We start from the raw sequence: 26,623 nt of genomic DNA, 5'->3' as shown, positions 1-26,623 counted from the left end.
GATGGCGCTTCGCTTATCAGGCCTACGGGATGGCGACGCAAACCGGGGGATTACCTCCCGCTGCACAACCCAGGCCGGGTCAGGCGTAGCCGCGACCCGGCATCCACGTGACATCACACCTGGACGACACGCTCACGTCACAGGGAATTGATGCTCTACCGCCGCCACACTGCCTGATGGCGCTTCGCTTATCAGGCCTACAGGATAGCGACGCAAACCGGGGGATTACCTCCCGCTGCACATCCCAGGCCGGGTCAGGCGTAGCCGCCGCCAGGCATCCACGTGACATCATACTTTGACGACATGCTCACAGCCCGGTAGTCCCGGGCTGCTGGTCCGGACGATTACAGCTTATCGAGCAGCTTTTTGGCGTCTTTGCTCTCTTTGCTGCCTTTATTACGTTCGACCCAGTCGTTGAGGCGCTGCTTCGCTTCATCCTGCAGCTGTTTACGCAGGATCTGGTCCACCTGCAGGCTGTAGCTCAGCGACTGCCAGTCGCCATAGATGCGCAGCGGGATGGCGGTCTGCTTCAGGCGGTCGATAAGCTTGCCCTCACCTTTCCAGCCGCCGAGCACGCGCACGTTAAAGCGCATATCGCAGTTCTCTTTCTGCAGATCGAGCTGTCCTTCGCCGGTCATTGCCATCACGTCGGACTGCCCCTGCACGCGGTTCAGCGTCACCAGCCCGTTATCCAGCGTCAGCTGGCTGCTCACGGCATCCAGCCGGGTGGCGTTATCGTAATTTTCCTGCGCCCGGACGTTGGTGCTGCGCTCCACGGCCTGCTGCACCAGCTGCTGGAAGTTAAGCCCCTCGGTACGGGTATCCGTCATCTGGATCTGCGCCAGGCCCTGCCAGCGACGGCGGAAATCATCCGCGTCAATGCGCGCTCCGGAAAACTCGCCGGTCAGCGACAGCTTGCCGGTCAGGCTTAAGGAATAGTTGAAGGCTTTGATCAGCGAACCGATCTCCACGTTCTGCAGCGCCGGCTGGAACGTCGCCTGCGGCGTGTCGCCGCGGGCATCAAGGGTGCCGGGGAGGGAAAGCTGGCCGCCGTCGAGGCTGCCCTGCATTTTGCTGACCGTAAGCAGCCCCTGCTTATTGCTGATCTCGCTCTGCACCTGGGTGAAGTTCAGGCCGCGCCACTGCAGCTGGTCGGCGCTCAGGGCCATCCGGCCGGTAAAGCCGCGCAGGCTCTGGTAATCTTCGCGCTCATCGCTGTCGGCGATCACCGGACGCAGCGGGCGCGTCTGGCTCTGGCCCTGCTGGCTGGCGCTGCTGTCGGTCGCCGGCGAAGAGGACGCCAGCAGACTGTCGAGATTCAGGGTGGTGGCGTGCAGATCCAATGACCAGTCCGGGCGGTCTCCCAGCACCACGCTGCCGTTGCCGGTGAGGGTGCTGCCGCTGGCCATCAGGTTCAGATTATCAAAGCGCAGGGTCTTGCTATCTTCCTGCCAGCTGGCCTGCAGACTCCCCTGACCATTGATGCCGTCGGGGGGCAGCTCGGCGCCGCGCAGCTGCCAGCTGAGCTGGCTAAAGTCGGCTTTTAACGAATGCGGATAGTCGCCGCCCTGCACGGTGGCGGAGAAGTTCAGCGCCAGGTCGCGCTGGTCGCGGTTGACGCGGCCGGAGAAATCGACGGTGGCCCGGTGATTCTCATCCTGCTCCATCTGCAGGCGGATATCGCGCACGGTCACCTGCTCGCCATTTTCATGCTGGAAGAAGAGCACGCTGTCGGCCACCTGCAGCTGTCGCACGTCGTAGGACCATCCGCGGTCCTCCGGGGCCAGCGGCAAAGTATTGTCATGCGGCACCACTGGCGCCGCGCTGTCGCGAACCGCCTCGGTTTTCGGGGTCAGCTGGATCACCGCCCCCTTGAGCATCACCTGCTTCACCTGCAGCTGGTGCGAAAGCAGCGGCAGCAGCGCCACGTCGAGGCGCATGTTGTCGGCGCGGATCACCGGCTCTTCAGCGCCTCTGGCGGTCAGCGTCATGCGCCCGCTGAGAATGCTGAGCTGCGGCCAGACGTGCCAGCGCAGCGGGCCATCGAGTTCAAGCTGATAACCGCTGCGCTCTGCCACCTCATGCACCATATAGGCGCGAAAATCGTTGGGATTGACCAGCAATACCAACGAGGTAAGCCCGGCGACAATGACCGCCAGCAGGATCATCAGCGTTGTCAGTATTCGTCTCATGGCACCCTCAGCAACACCCCGTTGACGTTATCAATCCTTGTCGATTCGGCTCGCCACCGCGCCCTGCTGGTCGCGATATTTGGCGTCTTCACGGCGGTTATACGGCCGGGCCGCCGGGCCCGATAGCGGTTCAAAGCTCAGCGCGCCGATGGGCATCCCCGGGCGCAGCGCCAGCGGCAGCTTGCCGGAGTTGTAGAATTCCAGCACGATGCAGCCGGACCAGCCCGGGTCGATGCGGTGCGCGGTCACGTGCACCATCAGCCCCAGGCGCGCCAGCGAGGAGCGCCCGTCAAGCCAGCCCACCAGGTCGGCAGGCAGGGTGACCGACTCATAGGTCACCGCCAGCGCCAGTTCGCCCGGATGCAGGAAAAAGGCCTCCCCTTCCGGCAGAACGATCTCTTCGCTCATCACGCGGTCCAGCGCGGCGCTCACCTCGGCCTTCGGGCCGCTTAAATCGATAAACGGCGCCGTGTGGCCGCGGAAGGTGCGGAATTTATTACCCAGCCGTACATCAACCGTCGCGCCATTAATACGCTCAACGGGCGGGCGCGGATTGATGGCCAGTCGCCCTTCATCCAACCAGGCTTCGATATCTCGGTCACACAGACGCATGGGCTTTCTCCTTATAAGGCTGCTTCCCGCACGCTTCGCGGCGGAGAGGGCAACAGGGCTACTCTTTGCACGTTACACAATTCGGCCAGGTTATTCAAAGAACTGACTGATTTTGGCCTTCAGAATATCAATCGCGATGCGGTTTTTGCCGCCGCGCGGCACGATGATGTCGGCATACTGCTTCGACGGCTCAATAAACTGCAGGAACATCGGACGCACGGTCTTCTGATACTGGGCCATCACCGAGTCCATGGAGCGGCCGCGCTCGTTAACGTCGCGCTTAATGCGGCGCATCAGGCAAATATCGAGCGGGGTGTCGACGAAAATAGAGAAGTTGAGCTCGTTACGCAGGCGCGCATCGGTCAGCAGCAGGATCCCTTCAAGAATAATCACCTTCTTCGGCTCGACGTGAATGGTGTTCGGCGTGCGGGTATGCTCGACGTAGCTGTAGACCGGCAGTTCAATCGGCTGGCCGCTTTTCAGCATCTGCAGGTGCTGGAACAACAGACTGTGGTCCATTGAGCTCGGGTGGTCATAGTTAGTTTTGACGCGCTCTTCCATCGACAGATGACTTTGATCTTTGTAATAGCTGTCTTCCGGAATGACGCCAATATGTTCGTCGCCAACTTGTTCACGCAATTCGCGATAGAGAGTACTGGCAATAAGACTTTTGCCAGAAGCCGATGCGCCGGCGATGCCTACAATGACGCACTGATGGGACATATCAGTCATAAATTTTTGCGACCTGATTAACCTGGATAGAGATGGAGGGTGGCGGCGGACCGCCAAACGCGGCAATTATAGGGATTTCAGCGCCCCGATACCAGTGGTATGCGCCCCGGACGGCTATTCCGCCGCCGGCGCCCAGTCATCGGTATACCAGATATGCAACAGCGCATAAGATCGCATCGGCTGCCAGCGGCGAGCATAGCGGGCGATGGCGGCCGGGGTCATTCCCGGAAAGCGCTGTTTAATCAGGTAGTCGTCCGGCAAAAAGATATCCTTCGCCTGCCAGCCGCGCAGGGCAAAGTAACTGGCCGTCCAGCGGCCAATCCCGGGCAAAGTCTGCAATTGACGCAGCCCGGCGTCGATATCCGCCGGCGCGGTCAGGGGCAGCTCGCCGCTGACCGCCGCCCGGGCAAGGTGGATCAGCGCCTCCGCGCGGCGAAGCGGCATCCCCAGCCCCTTCAGCGCCTGCGGATCGGCCCGGGAAAGCGCCTCCGGCGTTGGGAATAGAACATAGCCGGGGGCGTCCGCCAGCGGTTCGCCCCAGCCGGCCGCCACTTTGGCGGTGAGCCGGGCGGCCATCGCCACGCTCACCAGCTGGCCGAGCACCGCGCGCACCGCCTGTTCGAAAGCGTCCAGCGCCCCGGGCAGGCGCAGCCCCGGCCGCGCCTGCGCCAGATCGCCCAGCGTGCGAGCGACCTGCTGCGGGTCGCAGGCCAGATCAAACAGCTGGCCAATTCGCGCATAGCAGATCTCCGCCACCGGCTGCAGCCCCGGGGAGAGCGTCACCCGCAGGCCCTGCGCCTCCTCGTCCGGCGCCAGATGAATCAGCCCGCCGTGGCCTGCTACGCGAAAGCTGCGGCTGTAGCCTCCGTCATGAAAACGCTCGACGCCGGCGACTGCGCGCGCCTGCAGAAAACCAACCATCCACCCCCAGTCGTAGGGCGGGGTCCAGGGTAACAGCACCATAAGCTCTCCTTTATATAGCGTTTCAATGATAGTCGCCCTTCACCGTCAGCGCCTTGCTTTTAAATTCCGGTTGTCGGCATGACGGCGATCCGCTAAAGTCGCCCCCCTTCTTCACCGGCATGGGGATTTTGCAGACGATGTTTATTGGTTTTGACTACGGCACCGCCAACTGTTCGGTGGCCGTGATGCGGGAAAACAAGCCCCAGCTGTTGACGCTGGAAAACGGCAGCGCGCTGCTGCCCTCCATGCTCTGCGCGCCGACGCGCGAAGCGGTCAGCGAGTGGCTCTATCGCCATCACGAGGTGCCGACCCACAGCGACGAAAACCAGGCGCTGCTGCGCCGGGCCATCGCCGCCAACCGCGACGAAGACATCGAGGTGCTGCGCAACAGCGTGCAGTTCGGCCTCGCCTCCCTGCATCAGTATGTTGAAGATCCGGAAGAGGTCTACTTCGTCAAATCGCCAAAGTCCTTCCTCGGCGCCAGCGGCCTCAAGCCGCAGCAGGTGGCCCTGTTTGAAGACCTGGTCTGCGCCATGATGTTGCACATCAAGCTGCAGGCGGAAAGCCAGCTGCCCGAGCAGATCGACCAGGCGGTGATAGGCCGGCCGATCAACTTCCAGGGCCTGGGCGGCGACGAAGCCAACGCCCAGGCGCAGGGGATCCTTGAGCGGGCCGCCCTTCGCGCCGGTTTCCGCGATGTGGTCTTCCAGTTTGAACCGGTGGCCGCCGGGCTGGATTTCGAAGCCACCCTCAGTGAAGAGAAGCGGGTGCTGGTCGTCGATATTGGCGGCGGGACCACCGACTGCTCCCTGCTGCTGATGGGCCCGCAGTGGCGGGAGCGCGCCGACCGCCAGCAGAGCCTGCTCGGCCACAGCGGCTGCCGCATCGGCGGTAACGACCTCGATATTGCCCTGGCCTTCAAATGCCTGATGCCCCTGCTTGGCATGGGCGGCGAAACGGAGAAAGGCACCGCGCTGCCGATCCTTCCGTGGTGGAACGCGGTGGCGATCAACGACGTCCCGGCGCAGAGCGACTTCTACAGCACCGCCAACGGCCGTCTGCTTAACGACCTGCTGCGCAGCGCCCGGGATGCCGATAAAGTGGCCCTGCTGCTGAAGGTCTGGCGTCAGCGCCTGAGCTATCGTCTGGTGCGCAGCGCCGAAGAGAGCAAAATCGCCCTCTCCAGCGCGGACAGCGTCGAGACCGCGCTGCCGTTTATTCAGGACGAGCTGGCCACCGCCATCGCCCGGCAGGGGCTGGAAGCGGCGCTGGATCAGCCGCTGAGCCGCATTATGGAACAGGTGCAGCTTGCCCTCGACAGCAGCCAGACCACCCCGGACGTGATCTATCTGACCGGCGGTAGCGCCCGCTCACCGCTGATCAAAAAGGCGCTGGCGGCCAAGCTCCCGGGTATTCCGCTGGCCGGTGGGGATGATTTTGGCTCAGTAACCGCCGGGCTGGCCCGCTGGGCGCAGGTGGTTTTCCGCTAGCCCTTGCCCGGCGCTGCCGCGCAGCAGGTCTGTCCTGATCGCGGCGTTGCAGATTACGCTGGAATATTCCTGGTCTCCCACGCAAAATGGCCTGTTCGTCCGGACAGGCCTGTCCACTTTCCTCCGCTTCCGGGGGCGTATTATCCATACCGTAGCCAGTCGTCTGCGGTCAGTAATCTTTGCATGCCGCAAGGGGGCGTGATTGAAAAGGGTGTCTGCGATCTTCGCAGCGGTCCGGCGTTGCCGGCCGCGGTTCCTGGCAGGCTGGCTGGTCAGCTGCGGATTGCTCTTGCTGCTGATCGCCCCGCAGGCGCAGTCGGCGCCCCGACAACTGGGAACAGATATCCCCGTCGAGTGGTACGCGGACGACAGCGGCCAGATGACCATCGATCGCTTTGCCGACCTGCCCGTGGACCAGCTCGCCACCACCCGGCAAATCCCCTCCTTCGGCTATTCACGCAAAACCCTGTGGCTGCGCAGCGAGCTGCCGGGTGATTGGTTTGCCGGCGAGTCGCGCTGGCTGCAGATTGGTCCCTCTTTCGTCGACCACCTGACTCTCTATTACCGGCCACTGGGCAGCGACGCGCCGTGGACCGCGCGGACCTTTGGCGACCGTGACATCGCCCGGGAGAGCGATCTCCACTATCGGGAAAGCGTGCTGATCCTCCCTCCGCCGCCCACCGCCGCCGGCTATGAGATGGTCTTTCGCCTGCAAAGCACCAGCACCCTGATCCTGCTGGCCTCCCTCTCTTCTCCGCAGGCCTATCTGCAGCGGGCCACCGCCGACACCGCCTTCTGGAGCTTCTATTTTGGCCTGGCGGCGGTCGCCAGCGGCGTGGCGCTGTGGCTGGCCCTGGCCCTGCGCCGGCGTCTGCTGTGGGGCATCTGCTTCTTCTCGCTCAATTATCCGCTGGTGGCCGCCCTGCACGGCTTCCCGGAGTGGTTCTTCGGCCGCGCCGCGCTGCCCTTCCAGGACTTTATGATCAGCAGCCTCTCCCTGTTCAGCTATGCCACCGCCCTGTGGCTGCACAGCGAGATATTTGATTTGAAGAAAAATATGCCGCGGCTTTACCGGCTGCTGATCGCCGCCGTGGCGCTCAACCTGCTGCTGCAGGTCAGCATTCCGCTGGGGTTTTACGGCCTCGCCATGCAGATTGAAGGGGTGATCTTTATCATTATCACTCCGGTGCTGCTGTTCACCTCCTGGTGGCTGTGGCGCAAAAAGCTATCGACCGCAACACCCTCCTGCTGGGGCTCCTGCCGCCGTTCTATGTCGCCGCCGCGGTGCTGGTGCAGCTGTCGATCCACGGTATTATCCCGTTTCATATGGCGATCTATTCCCTCTGGCAGTATGCGCTGATCGTCCACATCATTACGGTGCTGATCATTGCCATCCTGCGGGTGCGGGCTGAAAACCGTCAGCTGGAGCAGAAGCAGCGCCTGGCGCGCGAGCTGCAGATCGAGCGCGAGGCCAGCTTCCACCAGCGGCAGTTTATGGGCATGGTGGCGCATGAATTCCGCACCCCGCTGGCGGTGATCCAGGCCGCGCTGGAGAATCTCCGCCTCTCGGCGGCGTCGGACAGCCAGGAGGCGCGCTTCGATCGCATCGGCCGCGCCGCCACCCGTCTGGTGCAGCTCACCGATAACTGCCTCGCCGACGCCCGCCTCGCTTCCCACGATCTGCACGTCGACCGCCAGCAGACCGCCCTGCTGACGGTGATCACTATGGCGGCCTCGGTAGTGGCTATCTCCCACGACCATTACCTGAACATTCGCCATCACGGCGCGGTGGAAAGCCCGCAGCTACAGGCCGACGCCGGCCTGCTGTGCATCGCCATCGCCAACCTGCTGGATAACGCGGTCAAGTATTCGCCCCCGGGCGAAATCACCATCGATATTCACGCCGATGCCGGACAAACAGAGCTGCGCATTCGCGACTACGGTCCTGGCCTCCCCGCCGGGCAGGCGGAACTGATCTTTGAGCGCTATCGGCGCGGGGAACATACGTTGCCGGTGCCGGGCGGCACCGGTCTCGGACTGTATGTTGCGCGTCAGATCGTGCAGGCTCATGATGGCAAACTGTGGCTGGCCGAGCATGGCCCGGACGGCTGCACCTTTATTCTCACCCTCCCCACGGTTGCTTAAGAGGAGAACGACGCATGGCTTTACGGCTGGCGATAATTGAAGATAACCCCGATCTGCTGGATGAACTGCTGGCCTGGTTGGGCTATCGCGGCTTCGAGGTATGGGGGACGCGGAGCGCTGAGGCCTTCTGGCGGCAACTGCACAGCCATCCGGTGGACATCGTGCTGATTGATATCGGTCTGCCCGGCGAGGATGGCTTCAGCGTGCTGAGCTACCTGCACGAGCTGGGGCACTACGGTCTGGTGGTGGTCAGCGCCCGCGGCCAGCAGCAGGATAAACTGCAGGCGCTGAGCCTCGGGGCCGATGCCTATCTGATCAAGCCGGTTAACTTCGCCCATCTCGCGGAGACCCTGACCGCCCTCGGCGCCCGCCTGCAGCAGGATCGCCCGGCCGCCTCCCCGCCGCCGGAGACGGCCAGCGCCGTCTCACCCCCCGCCACCGGGCTGTGGCGTCTGCACGAAGATAAACTGATCTCACCCGACGCCCGGACGCTGGAGTTAACCCAGCAGGAATATCGCCTGGTGGAACTCTTAATGCGCAATCGCAACGAAGTGTGCAGCAAGCTGGATCTCCATGCCTGCCTGTTCGCCCATGAAAGCGAGCCTGACCTACACCGCATCGACGTGGTGGTTAGCCGCCTGCGCCACAAGGCTCGCCAGCAGGGGATCCACCTGCCCGTACGCGCCATCTTTGGTAAGGGGCTGGCCTTTATCTCCTGATGGACGGGGTATGTCGGCGGCCGTGCTGGATATGAATGACTCGCAAGTGTTAATTTTTCTCATTTTCTGAGAGAAATGAGAGGAATGAGACTGACGATGACCTTAAGAACTTTCTTATAGTGCTACCACATAAGGATGATGACGTATGATTTTCAGCGGACAGAAAAACATATAACAAAACGTATTAGCCGTTCGCGGCAAATTATGACACCATGCAACACAACCAAGGTAAAAACGATGGCCATGCAAACGTGGTTAGTTTTATTGCTATGCATTTTTTTCTTCAGCATCTCTGTATACAGTTTTATTTCCTATCTGAAAGACAGGAAACGGGTAAAATTTACCTTTAACGATAAGCGTTCGACGCGTCGTAAATAATTCACTTTAGAATAATAAAAACATATTGCAGGTACTTTAATACAGTCAACACACCGCATACGCCCGGAGGATGTGTCACAGCATGGCGTTATGTTTTTGCGTAAGGAAATAACGCCATGAGAAACATTAATGTCACCATCAATACCCGTAACACCTTTGTCCGTGAATCGCTGGTCGCCATGGTCAATGACCTCACCCGGGGCGATCAGCAGGCACGCTTTTCCTGGCGGAATAATGACCTGTCAGGGGAAGACATCATCATTTGCGAAGTGATCCCCGGCGAAATCTACCTGTGCAATACGCTGATTAAAAACAGGAAAAAAGGCAGTTCGCTGATTATCCTCCACAGCTACGACCAGCTGCCGGAAGAGGATTTCATGATTAACTGCCTGAAAGGGGTCATTTTTGTCTCGCTCAAGACGGCCAGTATTCCGCAACTGCTGACGATTATTAAAAGCGAGCTCCAGCATTGTATGGCGCCTTCGGCCACCGACGACGCAGGCCGGGAGCTCAGCTGCGCCAGCTGCCCGCATCGCGTGCTGTCGCGCTCCCAGACCGCCGTGGTGCACGGTATTCTCGAAGGTCTCGATATGAGTAAAATCGCCGCCCTGCAGCGCGTCAGCCCCCGCACCGCCGCTTATCATAAGAATAAGATTATGGAAAAATACAGCCTGAATAATAACCACGACTTTTTCCAGTTTATGAATCTGTTACGTGAGCGCTGGTAGGCAAATAGCGTGCAGAAGAAAATAAGATTTTCACCTGGCTATATTGTCGGAAATCTGAAAATAGCCGCTGAATGCTAAAAAAGCGCCAGCGCTGCCAGACATAACGTTAAACTCTGACGCTTCCTCGGTATAAAGACGTTACCGCGCGCCTTTATATAAGAAAAAAGACTATTTACGAGGAAAACTGATACTTCGTCACATTGCCCCTGACGTGCCTGTCAGGGGTCTTTTTTTCCATGTGGAATGGCGCCCTCTGCGCGAGGGCGCGGCAGGATCAGACTTCCACTTTCTCCGCTTCCCAGTCCGGCTGCGCTTCCTCGTCGGTGAGCAGACCTTCGTTTTTCGACAGCATGGCGGTGGCGATGCCGTTGCCCAGCACGTTGATGGCGGAGCGCCCCATATCGAGGAAATGGTCGATGCCCATCAGCAGCAGGATCCCGGCAACCGGAATATGGAAGCTGGGAATGGTGGCCGCCAGCACCACCAGCGCCGAGCGCGGCACCCCGGCGATGCCTTTTGAGGCCAGCATCAGGGTCAGCATCATGACCGTCATCTCGCTGAAGCTCAGCGACACGTTATAGGCCTGAGCGATAAACATCGCGGCGAAAGAGCAGTAAACCATCGAGCCGACGAGGTTGAATGAGTAGCCAATCGGCAGGACGAACGAGACGATATTGCGCGAACAGCCAAACTTCACCAGCCGCTCGAGGGTCTTCGGATAGGCCGCTTCCGAGCTGCTGGTAGTAAAGGCCACCAGCACCGGATCTTTCAGCATGTTCAGCAGACGGAAGACCTCTTTCTTGAGCACCATATAGCCGACGGCAATCAGCACCGCGCTGGTCAGCAGCACCGCCAGGTAATAACCGCCAATGAACGAAGCGTAGTTGAGCAAAATTCCCAGCCCCTGCGAGGCAATCACCGACGAGATGGCGGCGAAGATGGCCAGCGGCGCAACGTACATCACATAGCCCGTCATCTTCAGCATAATGTGCGACACCACGTTAAGGGCCGCCACCAGCGGCGCATTAAACTTCTCCCCCAGCGACGCGCCGGCGATGCCAAAGAACATCGAGAACACCACAATCTGCAGGATCTCGTTGTTGGCCATCGCCTCGGTGATGCTGGTGGGAATGGTATGCGACAGGAACCCTTTCAGGGTCATGCCGCTGACCGCCAGGCCGGTATCCACCGCCTCTTTCGGCACCGTCAGGTTTAGCCCGGCGCCCGGGTGCTGGAAGGTGACGATCACCAGCCCGACGAGAATGGACAATACCGACGAGGTGATAAACCACACCATCGCCTTACCGCCCACCCGGCCAATGGTCGCCGTCTCGCCGAGGCGCATAATACCGACCGTCAGGGTGCTGAACACCAACGGCGCGATGACCATTTTGATTAAGCGCAGAAACAGATCGGTCAGCAGCGTGATGTTGTCTGCCCATGCGGAGATGGTGGTCGGCGTCGCGTAGGCATGGATAGCCGCGCCGGAGAGGATCCCCATCAGCATAAAAATGACGATGAAGAGCGTGAGTTTGTTTGCGTTTGCCACAGCAATGACCCCTGATTATTCAACACGTTGATTTTTAAGTGCATATTTTATTATTATGGAAATGCACTGATTTATTCACCGCATAAATCTAATTAAAGCCCTTGCGGATACAACTATTTTTTACTTTTTTAAACTAAAAGTTGATATCACCCCGGAAATCGGCGGCGAGACCGCCCGCCATCGCCGCCGTTATCCAGACATTTCTCAACCTTCTTTTCATAATTCCTCCATTTTTACGGCCCCTTCCCTCACTAAACTAGTATCATTCAGCGAAACGCTTCAGGATGAGACCGTAAACTAATGAAAGGCAGTAACATACGTCGTTGGGGCGCCGCGCTGGCGGTAGTGATTATCGCCGGGGCCGCCTACTGGTTCTGGCACGATCGTGGAACGAGCGGCAGCGGGACGCCCGCCGCCGGGCAGGGTCCGCAGGGGCCGGGCGGCGCGCGCCATGGTCGCTTTGGCGGCGCGCTGGCGCCGGTGCAAGCCGCCACCGCGACCGAACAAGCGGTGCCGCGCTATCTTACCGGGCTGGGTACCGTGACGGCGGCCAATACCGTCACCGTCCGCAGCCGGGTCGACGGCCAGCTGCTGAGCCTTCACTTCCAGGAGGGGCAGCAGGTCAAAGCCGGCGATCTGCTGGCGCAGATCGACCCCAGCCAGTTTAAGGTGGCCCTCGCCCAGGCGCAGGGTCAGCTGGCGAAAGATAACGCCACCCTGGCCAACGCCCGCCGCGATCTGGCCCGTTACCAGCAGCTGGTGAAAACCAACCTCGTCTCCCGCCAGGAGCTCGACACCCAGCAGTCGCTGGTGGTGGAATCCGCTGGCACCGTAAAGGCCGATGAAGCCGCCGTCGCCAGCGCCCAGCTGCAGCTCGACTGGACGCGCATCACCGCGCCGATTGACGGCCGCGTCGGCTTAAAGCAGGTGGATATCGGCAACCAGATTTCCAGCGGGGATACCACCGGGATTGTGGTTCTCACCCAGACGCACCCGATCGACGTGGTCTTTACCCTGCCGGAAAGCACCATCGCCACGGTGGTGCAGGCGCAGAAAGCGGGCAAAGCGCTCAGCGTCGAAGCCTGGGACCGCACCAATAAGCAGAAAATCAGCGTCGGGGAGCTGCTGAGCCTCGACAACCAGATCGATGCGACCACCGGGACCATCAAGCTGAAGGCGCGCTTTAGCAATCTGGACGACGCCCTGTTCCCCAACCAGTTCGTTAACGCCCGCCTGCTGGTGGATACCCAGCAGAACGCGGTGGTGATCCCTGCCGCCGCCCTGCAGATGGGTAACGAAGGGCATTTTGTATGGGTGCTGAACGATGAGAATAAGGTCAGCAAACACAGCGTCACCCCGGGGATTCAGGACAGCCAGAAAGTGGTGATCAGCGCCGGGCTTTCCGCCGGGGATCGCGTGGTCACCGACGGGATTGACCGCCTGACCGAAGGGGCGAAAGTGGAAGTTGTCACCGCCAGCAGCGGCGAGCAGGCGCAGCCCGCCCCGCGCCAGAGCGGTAAACACGGAGCGCGTTCCTGATGCAGGTGTTACCCCCAGGCCGCACCGGCGGCCCGTCCCGGCTATTTATTATGCGTCCGGTGGCCACCACGCTGCTGATGGTGGCGATCCTGCTGGCCGGGATCATCGGCTACCGTTTTCTGCCGGTCTCCGCCCTGCCGGAGGTCGATTACCCGACCATCCAGGTGGTCACCCTCTATCCGGGCGCCAGCCCGGACGTGGTGACCTCCGCCATCACCGCCCCGCTGGAGCGCCAGTTCGGCCAGATGTCCGGCCTTAAGCAGATGTCCTCCCAAAGCTCCGGCGGCGCCTCGGTCGTCACGCTCCAGTTCCAGCTGACCCTGCCGCTGGACGTCGCCGAGCAGGAAGTGCAGGCGGCCATTAACGCCGCCACCAACCTGCTGCCGAGCGATCTGCCCAACCCGCCGGTCTACAGCAAGGTCAACCCGGCGGATCCGCCGATCATGACCCTCGCCGTCACCTCCTCGGCCATTCCGATGACCCAGGTGGAGGATATGGTGGAGACCCGGGTGGCGCAGAAGATTTCTCAGGTTTCCGGCGTCGGTCTGGTGACCCTCGCCGGCGGCCAACGCCCGGCGGTGCGGGTCAAGCTGAACGCCCAGGCCATCGCCGCCCTCGGCCTGACCAGCGAAACCGTGCGCACCGCCATCACCAGCGCCAACGTCAACTCGGCGAAAGGCAGCCTCGACGGCCCGGCCCGCGCGGTGACGCTTTCCGCTAACGATCAGATGCAGTCCGCTGAGGATTACCGCCGGCTGATTATCGCTTATCAGAACGGGGCGCCGATCCGCCTTGGCGATGTCGCCAGCGTCGAACAAGGCGCAGAGAACAGCTGGCTGGGGGCGTGGGCCAACCAGCAGCGGGCCATCGTGATGAACGTCCAGCGTCAGCCGGGGGCCAACATTATCGACACCGCCGACAGCATTCGCCAGATGCTGCCGCAGCTCACCGAGAGCCTGCCAAAATCGGTGAAGGTGCAGGTTCTTTCCGACCGGACCACCAATATTCGCGCCTCGGTGCGCGACACGCAGTTTGAGCTGATGCTGGCCATCGCCCTGGTGGTGATGATCATCTATCTGTTCCTGCGCAACGTCCCGGCGACCATAATTCCCGGCGTCGCGGTGCCGCTGTCGCTGGTGGGCACCTTCGCGGTGATGGTGTTCCTTGATTTCTCCATCAACAACCTGACGCTGATGGCCCTGACCATCGCCACCGGCTTTGTGGTGGATGACGCCATCGTGGTGATCGAGAACATCTCGCGCTATATCGAAAAAGGCGAGAAACCGCTGGCCGCCGCGCTAAAAGGCGCAGGGGAAATTGGCTTCACCATTATCTCCCTCACCTTCTCGCTGATCGCGGTGCTGATCCCGCTGCTGTTTATGGGCGATATCGTCGGCCGCCTGTTCCGCGAATTCGCCGTCACCCTTGCCGTCGCTATTCTTATCTCGGCGGTGGTCTCCCTGACCCTGACGCCGATGATGTGCGCCCGCATGTTAAGCCACGAATCGCTGCGCAAGCAGAACCGCTTCTCGCGGGCCAGCGAACGCTTCTTCGACCGGGTGATCGCCGTCTATGGCCGCTGGCTGAGCCGGGTGCTGAACCATCCGGGGCTAACGCTCGGCATCGCTCTGAGCACCCTGGCGCTGTCGATCCTCCTGTGGATCTTTATTCCCAAAGGCTTCTTCCCGATTCAGGATAACGGCATTATCCAGGGCACCCTCCAGGCGCCGCAGTCGGTCTCGTTCGCCAGCATGGCCCAGCGCCAGCAGCAGGTTTCCGACATTATCCTCAAGGATCCGGCGGTGGAGAGCCTGACCTCGTTTGTCGGCGTCGACGGCACCAACCCGGCGCTGAACAGCGCCCGCCTGCAGATCAACCTCAAGCCGCTGGATGAACGCGACGACCGCGTTCAGACGGTGATTAGCCGTCTGCAGCAGGCGGTGGCCGGCGTCCCCGGCGTGGCGCTCTATCTGCAGCCGACCCAGGATCTGACCATCGACACCACGGTGAGCCGCACCCAGTACCAGTTCACACTGCAGGCGAACTCCCTCGAGGCGCTGAGCACCTGGGTGCCACCGCTGCTCAGCCTCCTGCAGGCTCAGCCGCAGCTGGCCGACGTCAGTAGCGACTGGCAGGACAAAGGCCTGGCCGCCTACATCAAGGTGGACCGGGACAGCGCCAGCCGCCTCGGCATCTCGATGGCGGACGTCGATAACGCGCTGTACAACGCCTTCGGCCAGCGGCTGATCTCCACCATTTACACCCAGGCGAATCAGTATCGGGTGGTGCTTGAGCAGGATACCGAAGCGACGCCGGGCCTGGCGGCGCTGGATAATATCCGCCTGACCAGCAGCGACGGCGGCATTGTGCCGCTGACCGCCATCGCCACGGTGGAGCAGCGCTTTACCCCGCTGTCGGTGAACCACCTCGATCAGTTCCCGGTGACCACCATCTCGTTTAACGTGCCGGACAACTATTCGCTCGGCGAAGCGGTGGAGGCGATCCTCGCCGCCGAACAGTCGCTGGATTTCCCGACCGATATCCGCACCCAGTTCCAGGGCAGCTCGCTGGCCTTCCAGTCGGCGCTCGGCAGCACCGTCTGGCTGGTCGTTGCCGCGGTAGTGGCGATGTATATCGTGCTGGGGGTGCTGTATGAGAGCTTTATCCATCCGATCACCATTCTCTCCACCCTGCCCACCGCCGGGGTCGGGGCACTGCTGGCGCTGTGGCTGGCGGGCAGCGAGCTGGACGTGATCGCCATCATCGGCATTATTCTGCTGATCGGCATCGTGAAGAAGAACGCCATCATGATGATCGACTTCGCGCTGGCCGCCGAGCGCGAGCAGGGTATGCCGCCGCGGGAGGCGATCTATCAGGCCTGTCTGCTGCGTTTTCGCCCGATCCTGATGACCACCCTCGCCGCTCTGCTCGGCGCCCTGCCGTTGATGCTGAGCACCGGCGTCGGCGCCGAGCTGCGGCGTCCGCTGGGGATCGGCATGGTCGGCGGTCTGATGCTCAGCCAGGTGCTGACCCTGTTCACCACCCCGGTGATCTACCTGCTGTTCGACCGCCTGTCGCTGTATCTGAAGCGTCGCTTCCCGCGTCAGGAAGAGGAGGCGTAAGTGAAGTTTTTCGCCCTCTTCATTTACCGCCCGGTGGCGACGATCCTCATCTCGCTGGCCATCACCCTGTGCGGCATTCTCGGCTTCCGGCTGCTGCCGGTGGCCCCGCTGCCGCAGGTGGATTTCCCGGTGATCATGGTCAGCGCCTCGCTACCGGGGGCCTCGCCGGAGACTATGGCTTCGTCGGTGGCCACCCCGCTGGAGCGCTCCCTGGGGCGGATTGCCGGGGTCAATGAGATGACCTCCTCCAGCTCGCTGGGCAGCACCCGCATCATTCTCGAGTTTAACTTCGACCGCGATATCAACGGCGCGGCGCGCGACGTGCAGGCAGCGATCAACGCCGCGCAAAGCCTGCTGCCGAGCGGGATGCCGAGCCGGCCGACCTACCGCAAAGCCAACCCGTCGGATGCGCCGATCATGATCCTGACGCTGACCTCGGACACCTACTCCCAGGGTGAGCTGTATGATTTCGCCTCCACCCAGCTGGCGCAGACCATCGCGCAGATCGACGGCGTCGGCGATGTCGACGTCGGCGGCAGCTCTCTGCCGGCGGTGCGCGTCGACCTCAACCCGCAGGCGCTGTTTAACCAGGGCGTGTCGCTGGACGCGGTGCGCACCGCCATCAGCGACGCTAACGTGCGCAAACCGCAGGGGGCGCTGGAGGACAGCGCCCACCGCTGGCAGGTGCAGACCAACGATGAGCTGAAGACCGCCGCCGACTATCAGCCGCTGATCGTCCACTACCAGAACGGCGCCGCGGTGCGGCTGGGGGATGTCGCCACCGTCTCGGATTCGGTGCAGGATGTGCGCAACGCCGGGATGACCAACGCCAAACCGGCGATCCTGCTGATGATCCGCAAACTGCCGGAAGCCAATATCATCCAGACGGTGGACAGCATCCGCGCCCGCCTGCCGGAGCTGCAGCAGACCATTCCGGCGGCCATCGATCTGCAGATCGCTCAGGACCGCTCGCCGACTATTCGCGCCTCGCTGGAGGAGGTGGAGCAGACGCTGGTGATCTCGGTGGCGCTGGTGATCCTGGTGGTGTTCCTCTTCCTGCGATCCGGGCGCGCGACGCTGATCCCGGCGGTAGCGGTTCCGGTTTCGCTGATCGGTACCTTCGCCGCCATGTACCTGTGCGGCTTCAGCCTTAACAACCTGTCGCTGATGGCGCTGACCATCGCCACCGGCTTCGTGGTGGATGACGCCATCGTGGTGCTGGAGAATATCTCCCGCCATCTGGAGGCGGGGATGAAACCGCTGCAGGCGGCGCTGCAGGGGAGCCGCGAGGTCGGCTTTACCGTCCTGTCGATGAGCCTGTCGCTGGTGGCGGTGTTTTTGCCGCTGCTGCTGATGGGCGGCCTGCCCGGCCGCCTGCTGCGCGAGTTCGCCGTCACCCTGTCGGTGGCGATCGGCATCTCGCTGGCGGTCTCCCTCACCCTGACGCCGATGATGTGCGGCTGGCTGCTGAAAAGCGGCAAACCCCACCAGCCGACGCGCAACCGCGGCTTTGGCCGCCTGCTGGTGGCCATGCAGGGCGGCTATGGTAAGTCGTTAAAATGGGTGCTGAAGCACAGCCGCCTGACCGGCCTGGTGCTGCTGGGCACCATCGCCCTCAGCGTCTGGCTCTATATCTCGATCCCGAAAACCTTCTTCCCGGAGCAGGACACCGGGGTGCTGATGGGCGGCATTCAGGCCGACCAGAGCATCTCCTTTCAGGCGATGCGCGGCAAGCTGCAGGACTTTATGCAGATCATTCGCGAAGATCCGGCGGTGGATAACGTCACCGGGTTTACCGGCGGCTCGCGGGTCAACAGCGGGATGATGTTTATCACCCTCAAACCGCGCGACCAGCGCCACGAGACGGCGCAGCAGGTGATTGACCGGCTGCGCAAAAAGCTGGCCAACGAGCCCGGGGCCAATCTGTTCCTGATGGCGGTGCAGGATATCCGCGTCGGCGGCCGGCAGTCGAACGCCAGCTATCAGTACACCCTGCTGTCCGATGACCTGTCGGCGCTGCGCGAATGGGAGCCGAAGATCCGCAAAGCGCTGGCGGCGCTGCCTGAGCTGGCGGACGTCAACTCGGATCAGCAGGATAATGGCGCCGAAATGGACCTGGTCTATGACCGGGATACCATGTCGCGCCTTGGCATCAGCGTTCAGGACGCCAACAACCTGCTGAACAACGCCTTCGGCCAGCGGCAAATCTCCACCATCTACCAGCCGCTGAACCAGTATAAAGTGGTGATGCAGGTCGACCCGGCCTATACCCAGGACGTCAGCGCCCTGGATAAGATGTTTGTCATCAACAGCGAGGGCAAGCCGATCCCGCTGGCCTACTTCGCCAAATGGCAGCCGGCCAACGCCCCGCTGTCGGTGAACCACCAGGGGCTGTCGGCGGCGTCCACTATCTCCTTTAACCTGCCCACCGGCCGCTCGCTGTCGGAAGCCAGCGAGGCGATTAACCGCGCGATGACCCAGCTCGGGGTGCCGTCCATCGTACGTGGCTCCTTTGCCGGTACCGCTCAGGTGTTCCAGCAGACCATGAACGCGCAGGTGATCCTGATCCTCGCGGCCATCGCCACGGTCTATATCGTGCTGGGGATGCTCTACGAGAGCTATGTGCATCCGTTGACCATCCTTTCGACGCTGCCCTCCGCCGGGGTGGGCGCGCTGCTGGCGCTGGAGATATTCGATGCCCCGTTCAGCCTCATCGCCCTTATCGGGATCATGTTATTAATTGGCATCGTGAAGAAAAACGCCATCATGATGGTTGATTTTGCCCTTGAGGCGCAGCGCACCGGCAACCTGACGCCGGAAGAGGCGATTTTCCAGGCCTGCCTGCTGCGTTTCCGGCCGATTATGATGACCACCCTCGCCGCGCTGTTCGGCGCCCTGCCGCTGGTGCTCTCCGGCGGCGACGGCTCCGAGCTGCGCCAGCCGCTGGGGATCACCATCGTCGGCGGTCTGGTGATGAGCCAGCTGTTAACGCTCTACACCACGCCGGTGGTCTATCTTTTCTTTGACCGTTTGCGGCTGCGTTTTTCGCGTCATTCCACTCAACCGGTAAGCGAATAAGATGACAGACCTCCCGGCCAGCGTGCGCTGGCAGCTATGGATAGTGGCGTTCGGCTTCTTTATGCAGTCGCTGGACACCACCATCGTCAATACCGCCCTCCCCTCGATGGCCAAAAGCCTCGGGGAGAGTCCGCTGCATATGCATATGATCATCGTCTCCTATGTCCTGACGGTGGCGGTGATGCTCCCGGCCAGCGGCTGGCTGGCCGACCGGGTCGGGGTGCGCAATATTTTCTTTACCGCCATCGTGCTGTTTACCGCCGGATCGCTGTTTTGCGCCCAGGCCAGCACCCTCGACCAGCTGGTGATGGCCCGGGTGCTGCAGGGGGTCGGCGGCGCAATGATGGTGCCGGTCGGCCGCCTGACGGTGATGAAGATCGTCCCGCGCGATCAGTACATGGCGGCGATGACCTTCGTTACTCTGCCGGGGCAGGTCGGCCCCCTGCTCGGCCCGGCGCTGGGCGGGGTGCTGGTGGAGTACGCCTCCTGGCACTGGATCTTCCTTATTAACATCCCGGTGGGGATCGTCGGGGCCATCGCCACCCTCTGCCTGATGCCCAACTACACCATGCAGACCCGGCGCTTCGATCTCGCCGGCTTTGTGCTGCTGGCGGCCGGGATGGCGACCCTGACCCTGGCCCTGGACGGCCAGAAAGGGCTCGGCATATCGACACGCTGGCTGGCGGGACTGGTGGCCATCGGCCTCGCCGCCCTGCTGCTGTACCTGTGGCATGCCCGCGGTAACGCCCGGGCGCTGTTCAGCCTCAACCTGTTTCGCAACCGCACCTTCTCCCTTGGCCTCGGCGGCAGCTTCGCCGGGCGCATCGGCAGCGGCATGCTGCCGTTTATGACCCCGGTGTTTCTGCAGATCGGCCTCGGCTTTAGCCCCTTCCACGCCGGGCTGATGATGATCCCGATGGTGCTCGGCAGCATGGGGATGAAGCGGATCGTGGTCCAGGTGGTCAACCGCTTCGGCTATCGTCGGGTGCTGGTCGCCAGCACTCTGGGCCTGGCGGCGGTCAGCCTGCTGTTTATGTTTAGCGCCCTGGCGGGCTGGTATTATGTGCTGCCGCTGATCCTGTTTCTGCAGGGGATGATCAACGCCAGCCGCTTCTCCTCGATGAATACCCTGACCCTGAAAGATCTCCCCGACGATCTGGCCAGCAGCGGCAACAGTCTGCTGTCGATGGTGATGCAGTTGTCGATGAGTATTGGCGTGACCATCGCCGGGCTGCTGCTGGGGCTGTACGGCCAGCAGCATCTGAGCCTCGACGCCGCCGGCACCCATCAGGTCTTTCTCTATACCTATCTGAGCATGGCGGCGATCATCGCCCTGCCAGCGCTCATCTTTTCCCGGGTACCGGCTGACGTCGGCAGTAATACCGTCATTCGTCGACGCAACAGGAGTGGATCGTGAAATTTTGGCGCCCGGGCATTACCGGCAAGCTGTTCCTCGCTATTTTCGCCACCTGCATCGTGCTGCTGATCAGCATGCACTGGGCGGTGCGCATCAGTTTCGAACGCGGGTTTATCGATTACATCAAGCGCGGCAATGAGCAGCGGTTAACCATGCTCAGCGACGCGCTGAGCGAGCAGTATGCCCAGCACGGCAGCTGGGCGTTTCTGCGCAACAACGACCGCTTTATCTTCCAGCTGCTGCGCACCTTCGAACGGGATAATGACGACCGCTCGCCGCCGGGGCACGCCATGAAGCCGGGGGCGATGGACGCGCCGGACGCCGGTCCGGACGGGCCGCCGCCGGATGGCCCCCCTGACGGCCCGCGCCCGAGGCCGGAAATGCCGCCCCACGGCTGGCGCACCATGTTCTGGGTGGTCGATCAGTCTGGCCGCGTGCTGGTGGGCCCCCGCGAGCGCGTGCCGGAGGACGGCAGCCAGCGCAGCATTATGGTCAACGGCGTGGAGGTAGGCAGAGTGATCGCCTCGCCGGTGGAAAGGCTAACCCGCAATACCGACATTAACTTCGACCGGCAGCAGAAGCGCACCAGCTGGCTGATCGTTGCCCTTGCCACCCTGCTTGCCGCGCTGGCCACCTTCCCGCTGGCCCGCGGCCTGCTGGCGCCGGTGAAGCGGCTGGTGGAAGGCACCCATAAGCTGGCGGCGGGCGACTTTTCCACCCGCGTGACGGTGACCGGCGGCGATGAGCTCGGCCGCCTGGCGCAGGATTTTAACCAGCTCGCCAGCACCCTGGAGCGCAACCAGCAGATGCGTCGCGATCTGATGGCCGACATCTCCCATGAACTGCGTACCCCGCTGGCGGTGCTGCGCGGCGAACTGGAGGCGATTCAGGACGGGGTCCGGCGCTTCACTCCGGAGTCCATTCCCTCCCTGCAGGCCGAGGTCGCCACCCTCACCAAGCTGGTGGACGACCTTCACCAGCTGTCGATGTCCGATGAGGGCGCGCTGGCCTACCAGAAAACCTCGCTGGATATCATCACCCTGCTGGAGGTGGCCGCAGGCGCGTTTCGCGAGCGCTTCGCCGGCCGGCAGCTGAGCATTCAGGTGTCGCTCCCGGAGCAGGCGATGATCTTCGGCGACCGCGACCGCCTGATGCAGCTCTTCAACAATCTGCTGGAGAACAGCCTGCGCTATACCGACAGCGGCGGCAGCCTGCACATTACCGCCCGCCGCAGCGGACGGATGCTGGTGATCGACTTCGCCGACAGCGCCCCCGGGGTCAGCGATGAGCAGCTGGCCCGCCTGTGCGAACGCTTTTATCGGGCGGAAGGATCGCGCAACCGCGCCAGCGGCGGCTCCGGCCTCGGGCTGGCGATTTGCCTCAATATCGTAGCGGCCCACGGCGGCGCCCTGCGCGCCGACCATTCGCCTTTTGGCGGGGTTAGCATTAAAGTTGAGTTACCTCTGGAACATGATTTACCGAGAGACGTATGACTGAATTGCCTGTAGATGAAAACACCCCGCGCATTCTGATCGTGGAAGATGAACCCAAGCTCGGCCAGCTGCTGATTGATTATCTGCAGGCCGCCGGCTATGCGCCTACGCTGATTAACCATGGCGACAAGGTCCTGCCCTACGTTCGGCAGACCCCGCCGGATCTGATCCTGCTGGATCTGATGCTGCCCGGCACCGACGGCCTGACGCTGTGCCGGGAAATCCGCCGCTTCTCCGACGTTCCGGTGGTGATGGTGACGGCGAAAATCGAAGAGATCGACCGCCTGCTGGGGCTGGAGATCGGCGCCGACGACTATATCTGCAAGCCCTACAGCCCGCGGGAAGTGGTCGCCCGGGTGAAAACCATTCTCCGCCGCTGCAAGCCGCAGCGCGACCTGCAGGCGCTGGACGCCCAGAGCCCGCTGATTGTCGACGAGGGGCGTTTTCAGGCCTCATGGCGCGACAAGCTGCTGGACCTCACCCCCGCCGAGTTCCGGCTGCTGAAAACCCTCTCCCAGGAGCCGGGGAAGGTCTTCTCCCGCGAACAGTTGCTCAACCATCTGTATGACGACTATCGGGTAGTGACCGACCGCACCATCGACAGCCACATCAAGAACCTGCGGCGCAAACTGGAGGCGCTGGACGCCGAACAGTCGTTTATCCGCGCCGTATACGGCGTTGGCTATCGCTGGGAAGCGGACGCCTGCCGGCTGGCGTAGTTAGCCTTTTCCCGGCTCGCGCTGCGCTTAGCCGGGCTACACGTTCACCGCCGTCTGCAATCCGTAGCCCGGGTAAGGCGTTTACGCCGCAACCCGGGGGAATTCCATAGAGCCTATCCCACCAGGCGTTATTAGTGCTGTCAGTATGAGCACTGCCCAGGTTCAAAATGGCAAACAAATTAGCCATGCTGAAAGATACCCATCTGATATTTACTCCCCTTCACCGCGGCGCTACAATGCCCGCCCTTAATGTGGGGACACTCCCCCAACTCGCCGCACCGGGTGCGGCGAATCTGACCTGTCATCAGAACGAGAACACCATGTTTAAACCAGAACTCCTTTCCCCGGCGGGAACGCTGAAGAATATGCGTTACGCTTTCGCCTATGGCGCCGATGCCGTTTATGCCGGCCAGCCGCGCTACTCGCTGCGCGTGCGTAACAACGAATTCAATCACGAAAATCTGCAGCTCGGCATCAATGAAGCCCACGCGCTGGGTAAAAAATTCTATGTGGTGGTCAACATCGCCCCGCATAACGCCAAGCTGAAAACGTTTATTCGCGATCTGAAGCCGGTGGTGGAGATGGGTCCGGACGCGCTGATCATGTCCGATCCGGGTTTAATCATGCTGGTGCGGGAAAACTTTCCGGATATGCCGATCCATCTTTCGGTGCAGGCCAACGCTGTCAACTGGGCGACGGTCAAATTCTGGCAGCAGATGGGGCTGACCCGCGTGATCCTGTCGCGTGAACTGTCGCTGGATGAAATCGAAGAAATTCGCCGCCAGGTGCCGGAGATGGAAATTGAGATTTTCGTCCACGGCGCGCTGTGCATGGCCTACTCCGGCCGCTGCCTGCTCTCCGGGTATATCAACAAGCGCGACCCGAACCAGGGAACCTGCACCAACGCCTGCCGCTGGGAATATAACGTGGCGGAAGGCAAAGAGGACGACGTCGGCAACATCGTCCACAAATATGAGCCGATCCCGGTACAGACGGTGGAGCCAACCCTCGGCATCGGCGCGCCGACCGATAAAGTCTTTATGATCGAGGAAGCCAAACGCCCGGGCGAGTACATGACCGCCTTCGAGGACGAGCACGGCACCTACATCATGAACTCGAAAGATCTGCGGGCTATCGCCCACGTTGAGCGTCTGACCCAGATGGGCGTTCACTCGCTGAAGATCGAAGGCCGCACCAAATCCTTCTATTACTGCGCGCGCACCGCTCAGGTTTACCGCAAGGCGATCGACGACGCTGCCGCCGGCAAACCGTTTGATACCAGCCTGCTGGAAACGCTGGAAGGGCTGGCCCATCGCGGGTACACCGAAGGCTTCCTGCGCCGCCATACCCATGACGATTATCAGAACTACGAGTACGGCTACTCCCTCTCCGAGCGCCAGCAGTTTGTCGGCGAATTTACCGGGGAGCGTAACGGCCCGCTGGCGGCTGTGGCGGTCAAAAATAAGTTCAGCGTTGGCGACAATCTGGAACTGATGACCCCGCAGGGTAACGTCAACTTCACCCTCGAGCATATGGAAAATGGCAAAGGCGAAGCCATGCCGGTGGCCCCGGGCGACGGCTATACCGTATGGTTGCCTGTGCCGGATGACCTGCCCCTGCAGTATGCGCTGCTGATGCGCAACTTTACTGGTCAGACAACCAGAAATCCACACGGTAACTAGTTAATTTGCGTTATTTTTTCACGATGTAAGGATATTAGAATCGGATCACATACCGTTTCGATCGAAACAGGTATCATCCATTTCGCTGAAAAACATAACCCATAAATGCTAGTTGTACCAGGAACCACCTCCTTAGCCTGCGTAATCTCCCTTACGCGGGCTTATTTTTTTGTCTCTCCTCCGGCCTTCGCTGGCGTCATGCGGTACACTTTATGCAACATTGAGCAATAAAGGTTCCCTTGATGATGTCTACGTTTACTGCCAGCTTACTGATCCTTAACGGCAAAGGTGCCAATGAACCGCAGCTACGCGAGGCGGTTAACCTGTTGCGTGACGAAGGGATCGATATTCACGTCCGCGTCACCTGGGAAAAGGGCGATGCCGTACGGTTTATCGATGAAGCCCTGCAGCTGAACGTTGAAACGGTGATCGCCGGCGGCGGCGACGGCACCATTAATGAAGTGGCGACGGCGCTGGTGGAGCGCGGCAGCAGGATGGCGCTGGGGATTTTACCGCTGGGCACGGCCAACGACTTCGCCACCAGCGTCGGTATTCCGCAGGATCTGGCCAGCGCCCTGAAGCTGGCGATCGTCGGCCGCGATGTGCCGATTGATATCGCCCGGGTTAATGATAAGACCGGCTTTATTAATATGGCGACCGGCGGGTTCGGCACCCGGATCACCACCGAAACGCCGGAAAAACTCAAAGCCGCGCTCGGCGGTGTCTCTTATTTAATCCACGGCCTGATGCGCATGGATACCCTGAAGCCGGACCGCTGCGAGATCCGCGGGGAGAACTTTCACTGGCAGGGCGATGCGCTGGTCATCGGCATCGGCAACGGCCGCCAGGCGGGCGGCGGCCAGCAGCTGTGTCCGGAGGCGTTGATTAACGATGGCCTGCTGCATCTGCGCATTTTCACCGGCGAAGAGCTGATCCCTGCCCTCTTCAGCACCCTGGCGAATCCGGAAAACTCGCCGAATATTGTCGACGGCGTCTCCTCGTGGTTTGAGATCACCGCCCCTCATGAGATGACGTTTAACCTCGACGGCGAACCGCTGACCGGCAAAACTTTCCGCATGGAGCTGTTACCGGCAGCCCTGCGCTGCCGGCTGCCGCCCGACTGCCCGCTGTTGCGCTGAGGCGGACAGGCGCCCATCGCCCGGCGGCGCTGCGCTTGCCGGGCCTGTGGTCCGCGGCTCTCATGCAGCACGGATAAGCGCCGCGCCAGCCGGGTGGGTCAATGTAGGCCGGGTCAGGCGTCAGCCGCCACCCGGCAAAACACCGGTTCGGCACAGCTCCCCTGCCTCCGAGGGTGTTAAAGCTATAAATGGGGCGTGAGCGCAGAGAAGAGATTAACCGACCAGCTACATCCCGGGAATGTCTGCGCCCACAAATGGTTGACTTAAACCGCCGCCTCTGGCTCGGCGGTGAGGGCTTCCAGCAGTTCAGGCAGCGCCCGGTAACGGCCCACGGCGGCCTGAAAACGCGCGTGCTGGCTATCTTCGGCAATCACCACCGTAGGAATACCCGCGGCCTGAGCCGCGCAAAAGCCGTTGAAGCTGTCTTCGATCACCAGGCACCGGCTGGCGTCGAGATTAAGCTTATCCAACGTCGTCAGATACACCGCCGGATGCGGCTTGCCCTGCGCTTCTTCATCCGCGCTGCAAATCACATCAAAATAGTGCCACAGCGAGAGCTTGTTCAGCACGGCGGCGATAACCTGCCGGGACGAGGAGGTGGCGAGCGCAATGTTATAACCGGCATGGCGAAAATAGCGTAACGCCTCATGCACCCCGCGCATCGGCTCACCTTCGGCGGCGATCAGGCCGGTAATGCGCTGCAATATGGCGTCTTCCAGCAGCGACGGGGCAACGTTAAGCTGAAAATAGCGGCACCATGTGCGGGCAATTTCGTCGAGGCGCTTGCCTTTGGTCAGGGTTTCACACTCAGCCACGCTCGCCGTTGCCCCCCACTGCGCAAGGGCCTCGATTTGCGCCTGCCGCCACAGGCTTTCGGAATCAATAATCACGCCATCCATGTCAAAAATCACTGCCTGAATACTCAT

At 61.6% G+C, this 26,623-nt stretch carries 18 protein-coding genes and 1 pseudogene; 13 read left to right on the top strand and 6 right to left on the bottom strand.

All coding sequences use genetic code 11. From position 1 onward, the window contains the following. Window positions 1-344 precede the first annotated feature (344 nt). The 4 genes from asmA to alkA form a co-directional block, all read right to left on the bottom strand. Window positions 345-2,192, bottom strand: a complete 1,848-nt coding sequence (gene asmA / locus ABLV54_RS22270) for an outer membrane assembly protein AsmA (protein ID WP_348814229.1) — start codon at window positions 2,190-2,192, stop codon at window positions 345-347. A 30-nt stretch (window positions 2,193-2,222) separates the two neighbouring features. Further along, window positions 2,223-2,804 (bottom strand): dCTP deaminase, encoded by a 582-nt coding sequence (gene dcd, locus ABLV54_RS22265; protein WP_004151145.1) that lies wholly within the window; start codon window positions 2,802-2,804, stop codon window positions 2,223-2,225. A gap of 90 nt (window positions 2,805-2,894) precedes the next feature. Then, a complete protein-coding gene (gene udk / locus ABLV54_RS22260; RefSeq protein WP_002912442.1) occupies window positions 2,895-3,536 on the bottom strand; it encodes a uridine kinase in 642 nt (213 codons plus the stop codon). Window positions 3,537-3,650: 114 nt separating this feature from the next. Next, entirely contained in the window at window positions 3,651-4,499 is an 849-nt protein-coding gene (gene alkA, locus ABLV54_RS22255) for a DNA-3-methyladenine glycosylase 2 (RefSeq protein WP_248861087.1), read from the bottom strand. Between the two features lie 137 nt (window positions 4,500-4,636). Here alkA and yegD point away from each other — a divergent pair, with 137 nt between their 5' ends. The 5 genes and pseudogenes from yegD to ABLV54_RS22230 all read left to right on the top strand — a co-directional run bounded on the left by yegD (window position 4,637) and on the right by ABLV54_RS22230 (window position 9,959). Next, window positions 4,637-5,989, top strand: coding sequence for a molecular chaperone (yegD, locus tag ABLV54_RS22250; RefSeq protein WP_023290387.1), 1,353 nt, complete (start codon window positions 4,637-4,639; stop codon window positions 5,987-5,989). 289 nt (window positions 5,990-6,278) lie between these two features. Continuing rightward, a pseudogene (locus tag ABLV54_RS22245) lies at window positions 6,279-8,134 on the top strand (sensor histidine kinase). Window positions 8,135-8,148: 14 nt separating this feature from the next. Further along, window positions 8,149-8,853 carry a response regulator transcription factor gene (locus ABLV54_RS22240; protein WP_101862011.1) on the top strand — a complete coding sequence of 235 codons (705 nt, stop codon included), beginning with the start codon at window positions 8,149-8,151 and terminating at the stop codon, window positions 8,851-8,853. Between the two features lie 237 nt (window positions 8,854-9,090). Beyond that, window positions 9,091-9,231, top strand: coding sequence for a small membrane protein (locus tag ABLV54_RS22235; RefSeq protein ID WP_032453469.1), 141 nt, complete (start codon window positions 9,091-9,093; stop codon window positions 9,229-9,231). 116 nt (window positions 9,232-9,347) lie between these two features. Next, a complete protein-coding gene (locus ABLV54_RS22230; protein WP_102006415.1) occupies window positions 9,348-9,959 on the top strand; it encodes a transcriptional regulator in 612 nt (203 codons plus the stop codon). Window positions 9,960-10,233: 274 nt separating this feature from the next. Here the strand turns inward: ABLV54_RS22230 and ABLV54_RS22225 are convergent, their stop codons facing one another. Further along, the gene (locus ABLV54_RS22225; RefSeq protein WP_348814228.1) at window positions 10,234-11,508 is read right to left on the bottom strand and encodes a dicarboxylate/amino acid:cation symporter; all 1,275 of its coding nucleotides are present in this window, start codon (window positions 11,506-11,508) and stop codon (window positions 10,234-10,236) included. Window positions 11,509-11,808: 300 nt separating this feature from the next. On the opposite strand from ABLV54_RS22225, the gene ABLV54_RS22220 reads away from it, so the two are divergent. The 8 genes from ABLV54_RS22220 (at window position 11,809) to yegS (ending at window position 25,697) form a co-directional block, all read left to right on the top strand. Then, window positions 11,809-13,047 (top strand): MdtA/MuxA family multidrug efflux RND transporter periplasmic adaptor subunit, encoded by a 1,239-nt coding sequence (locus ABLV54_RS22220; protein ID WP_049013479.1) that lies wholly within the window; start codon window positions 11,809-11,811, stop codon window positions 13,045-13,047. Next, entirely contained in the window at window positions 13,047-16,169 is a 3,123-nt protein-coding gene (locus ABLV54_RS22215; protein WP_248861088.1) for an MdtB/MuxB family multidrug efflux RND transporter permease subunit, read from the top strand. Before ABLV54_RS22220 ends, ABLV54_RS22215 begins: the two co-directional genes overlap by 1 nt. Continuing rightward, window positions 16,170-19,247: a multidrug efflux RND transporter permease subunit MdtC gene (gene mdtC, locus ABLV54_RS22210; protein WP_248861089.1), complete on the top strand. Its 3,078-nt coding sequence runs from the start codon at window positions 16,170-16,172 to the stop codon at window positions 19,245-19,247. It abuts the gene before it with no gap. Window position 19,248: 1 nt separating this feature from the next. Then, on the top strand, window positions 19,249-20,664 hold the full coding sequence (locus ABLV54_RS22205; protein ID WP_248861090.1) for an MFS transporter: 1,416 nt from the start codon (window positions 19,249-19,251) through the stop codon (window positions 20,662-20,664). Next, complete coding sequence (gene baeS, locus ABLV54_RS22200) at window positions 20,661-22,157, top strand: two-component system sensor histidine kinase BaeS (protein WP_023290396.1); 1,497 nt, start codon at window positions 20,661-20,663, stop codon at window positions 22,155-22,157. The genes ABLV54_RS22205 and baeS overlap by 4 nt, the downstream gene beginning before the upstream one ends. Then, complete coding sequence (gene baeR, locus ABLV54_RS22195) at window positions 22,154-22,876, top strand: two-component system response regulator BaeR (protein WP_023290397.1); 723 nt, start codon at window positions 22,154-22,156, stop codon at window positions 22,874-22,876. The genes baeS and baeR overlap by 4 nt, the downstream gene beginning before the upstream one ends. A 320-nt stretch (window positions 22,877-23,196) precedes the next feature. Continuing rightward, window positions 23,197-24,558, top strand: a complete 1,362-nt coding sequence (gene yegQ, locus ABLV54_RS22190) for a tRNA 5-hydroxyuridine modification protein YegQ (RefSeq protein WP_248861091.1) — start codon at window positions 23,197-23,199, stop codon at window positions 24,556-24,558. 242 nt (window positions 24,559-24,800) lie between these two features. After that, a complete protein-coding gene (yegS, locus tag ABLV54_RS22185; RefSeq protein WP_023290399.1) occupies window positions 24,801-25,697 on the top strand; it encodes a lipid kinase YegS in 897 nt (298 codons plus the stop codon). A 263-nt stretch (window positions 25,698-25,960) separates the two neighbouring features. On the opposite strand, the gene ABLV54_RS22180 is transcribed toward yegS, so the two are convergent. After that, the gene (locus ABLV54_RS22180) at window positions 25,961-26,623 is read right to left on the bottom strand and encodes an HAD-IA family hydrolase (RefSeq protein ID WP_248861098.1); all 663 of its coding nucleotides are present in this window, start codon (window positions 26,621-26,623) and stop codon (window positions 25,961-25,963) included.

Origin of the sequence: Klebsiella sp. JB_Kp042 (genome assembly GCF_040065275.1) — a bacterium.
In the GTDB taxonomy this organism is placed as follows: domain Bacteria; phylum Pseudomonadota; class Gammaproteobacteria; order Enterobacterales; family Enterobacteriaceae; genus Klebsiella; species Klebsiella quasipneumoniae.
Note: the sequence above shows the minus strand (reverse complement) of the source record. Positions and strands in the feature narration are given on the sequence as shown.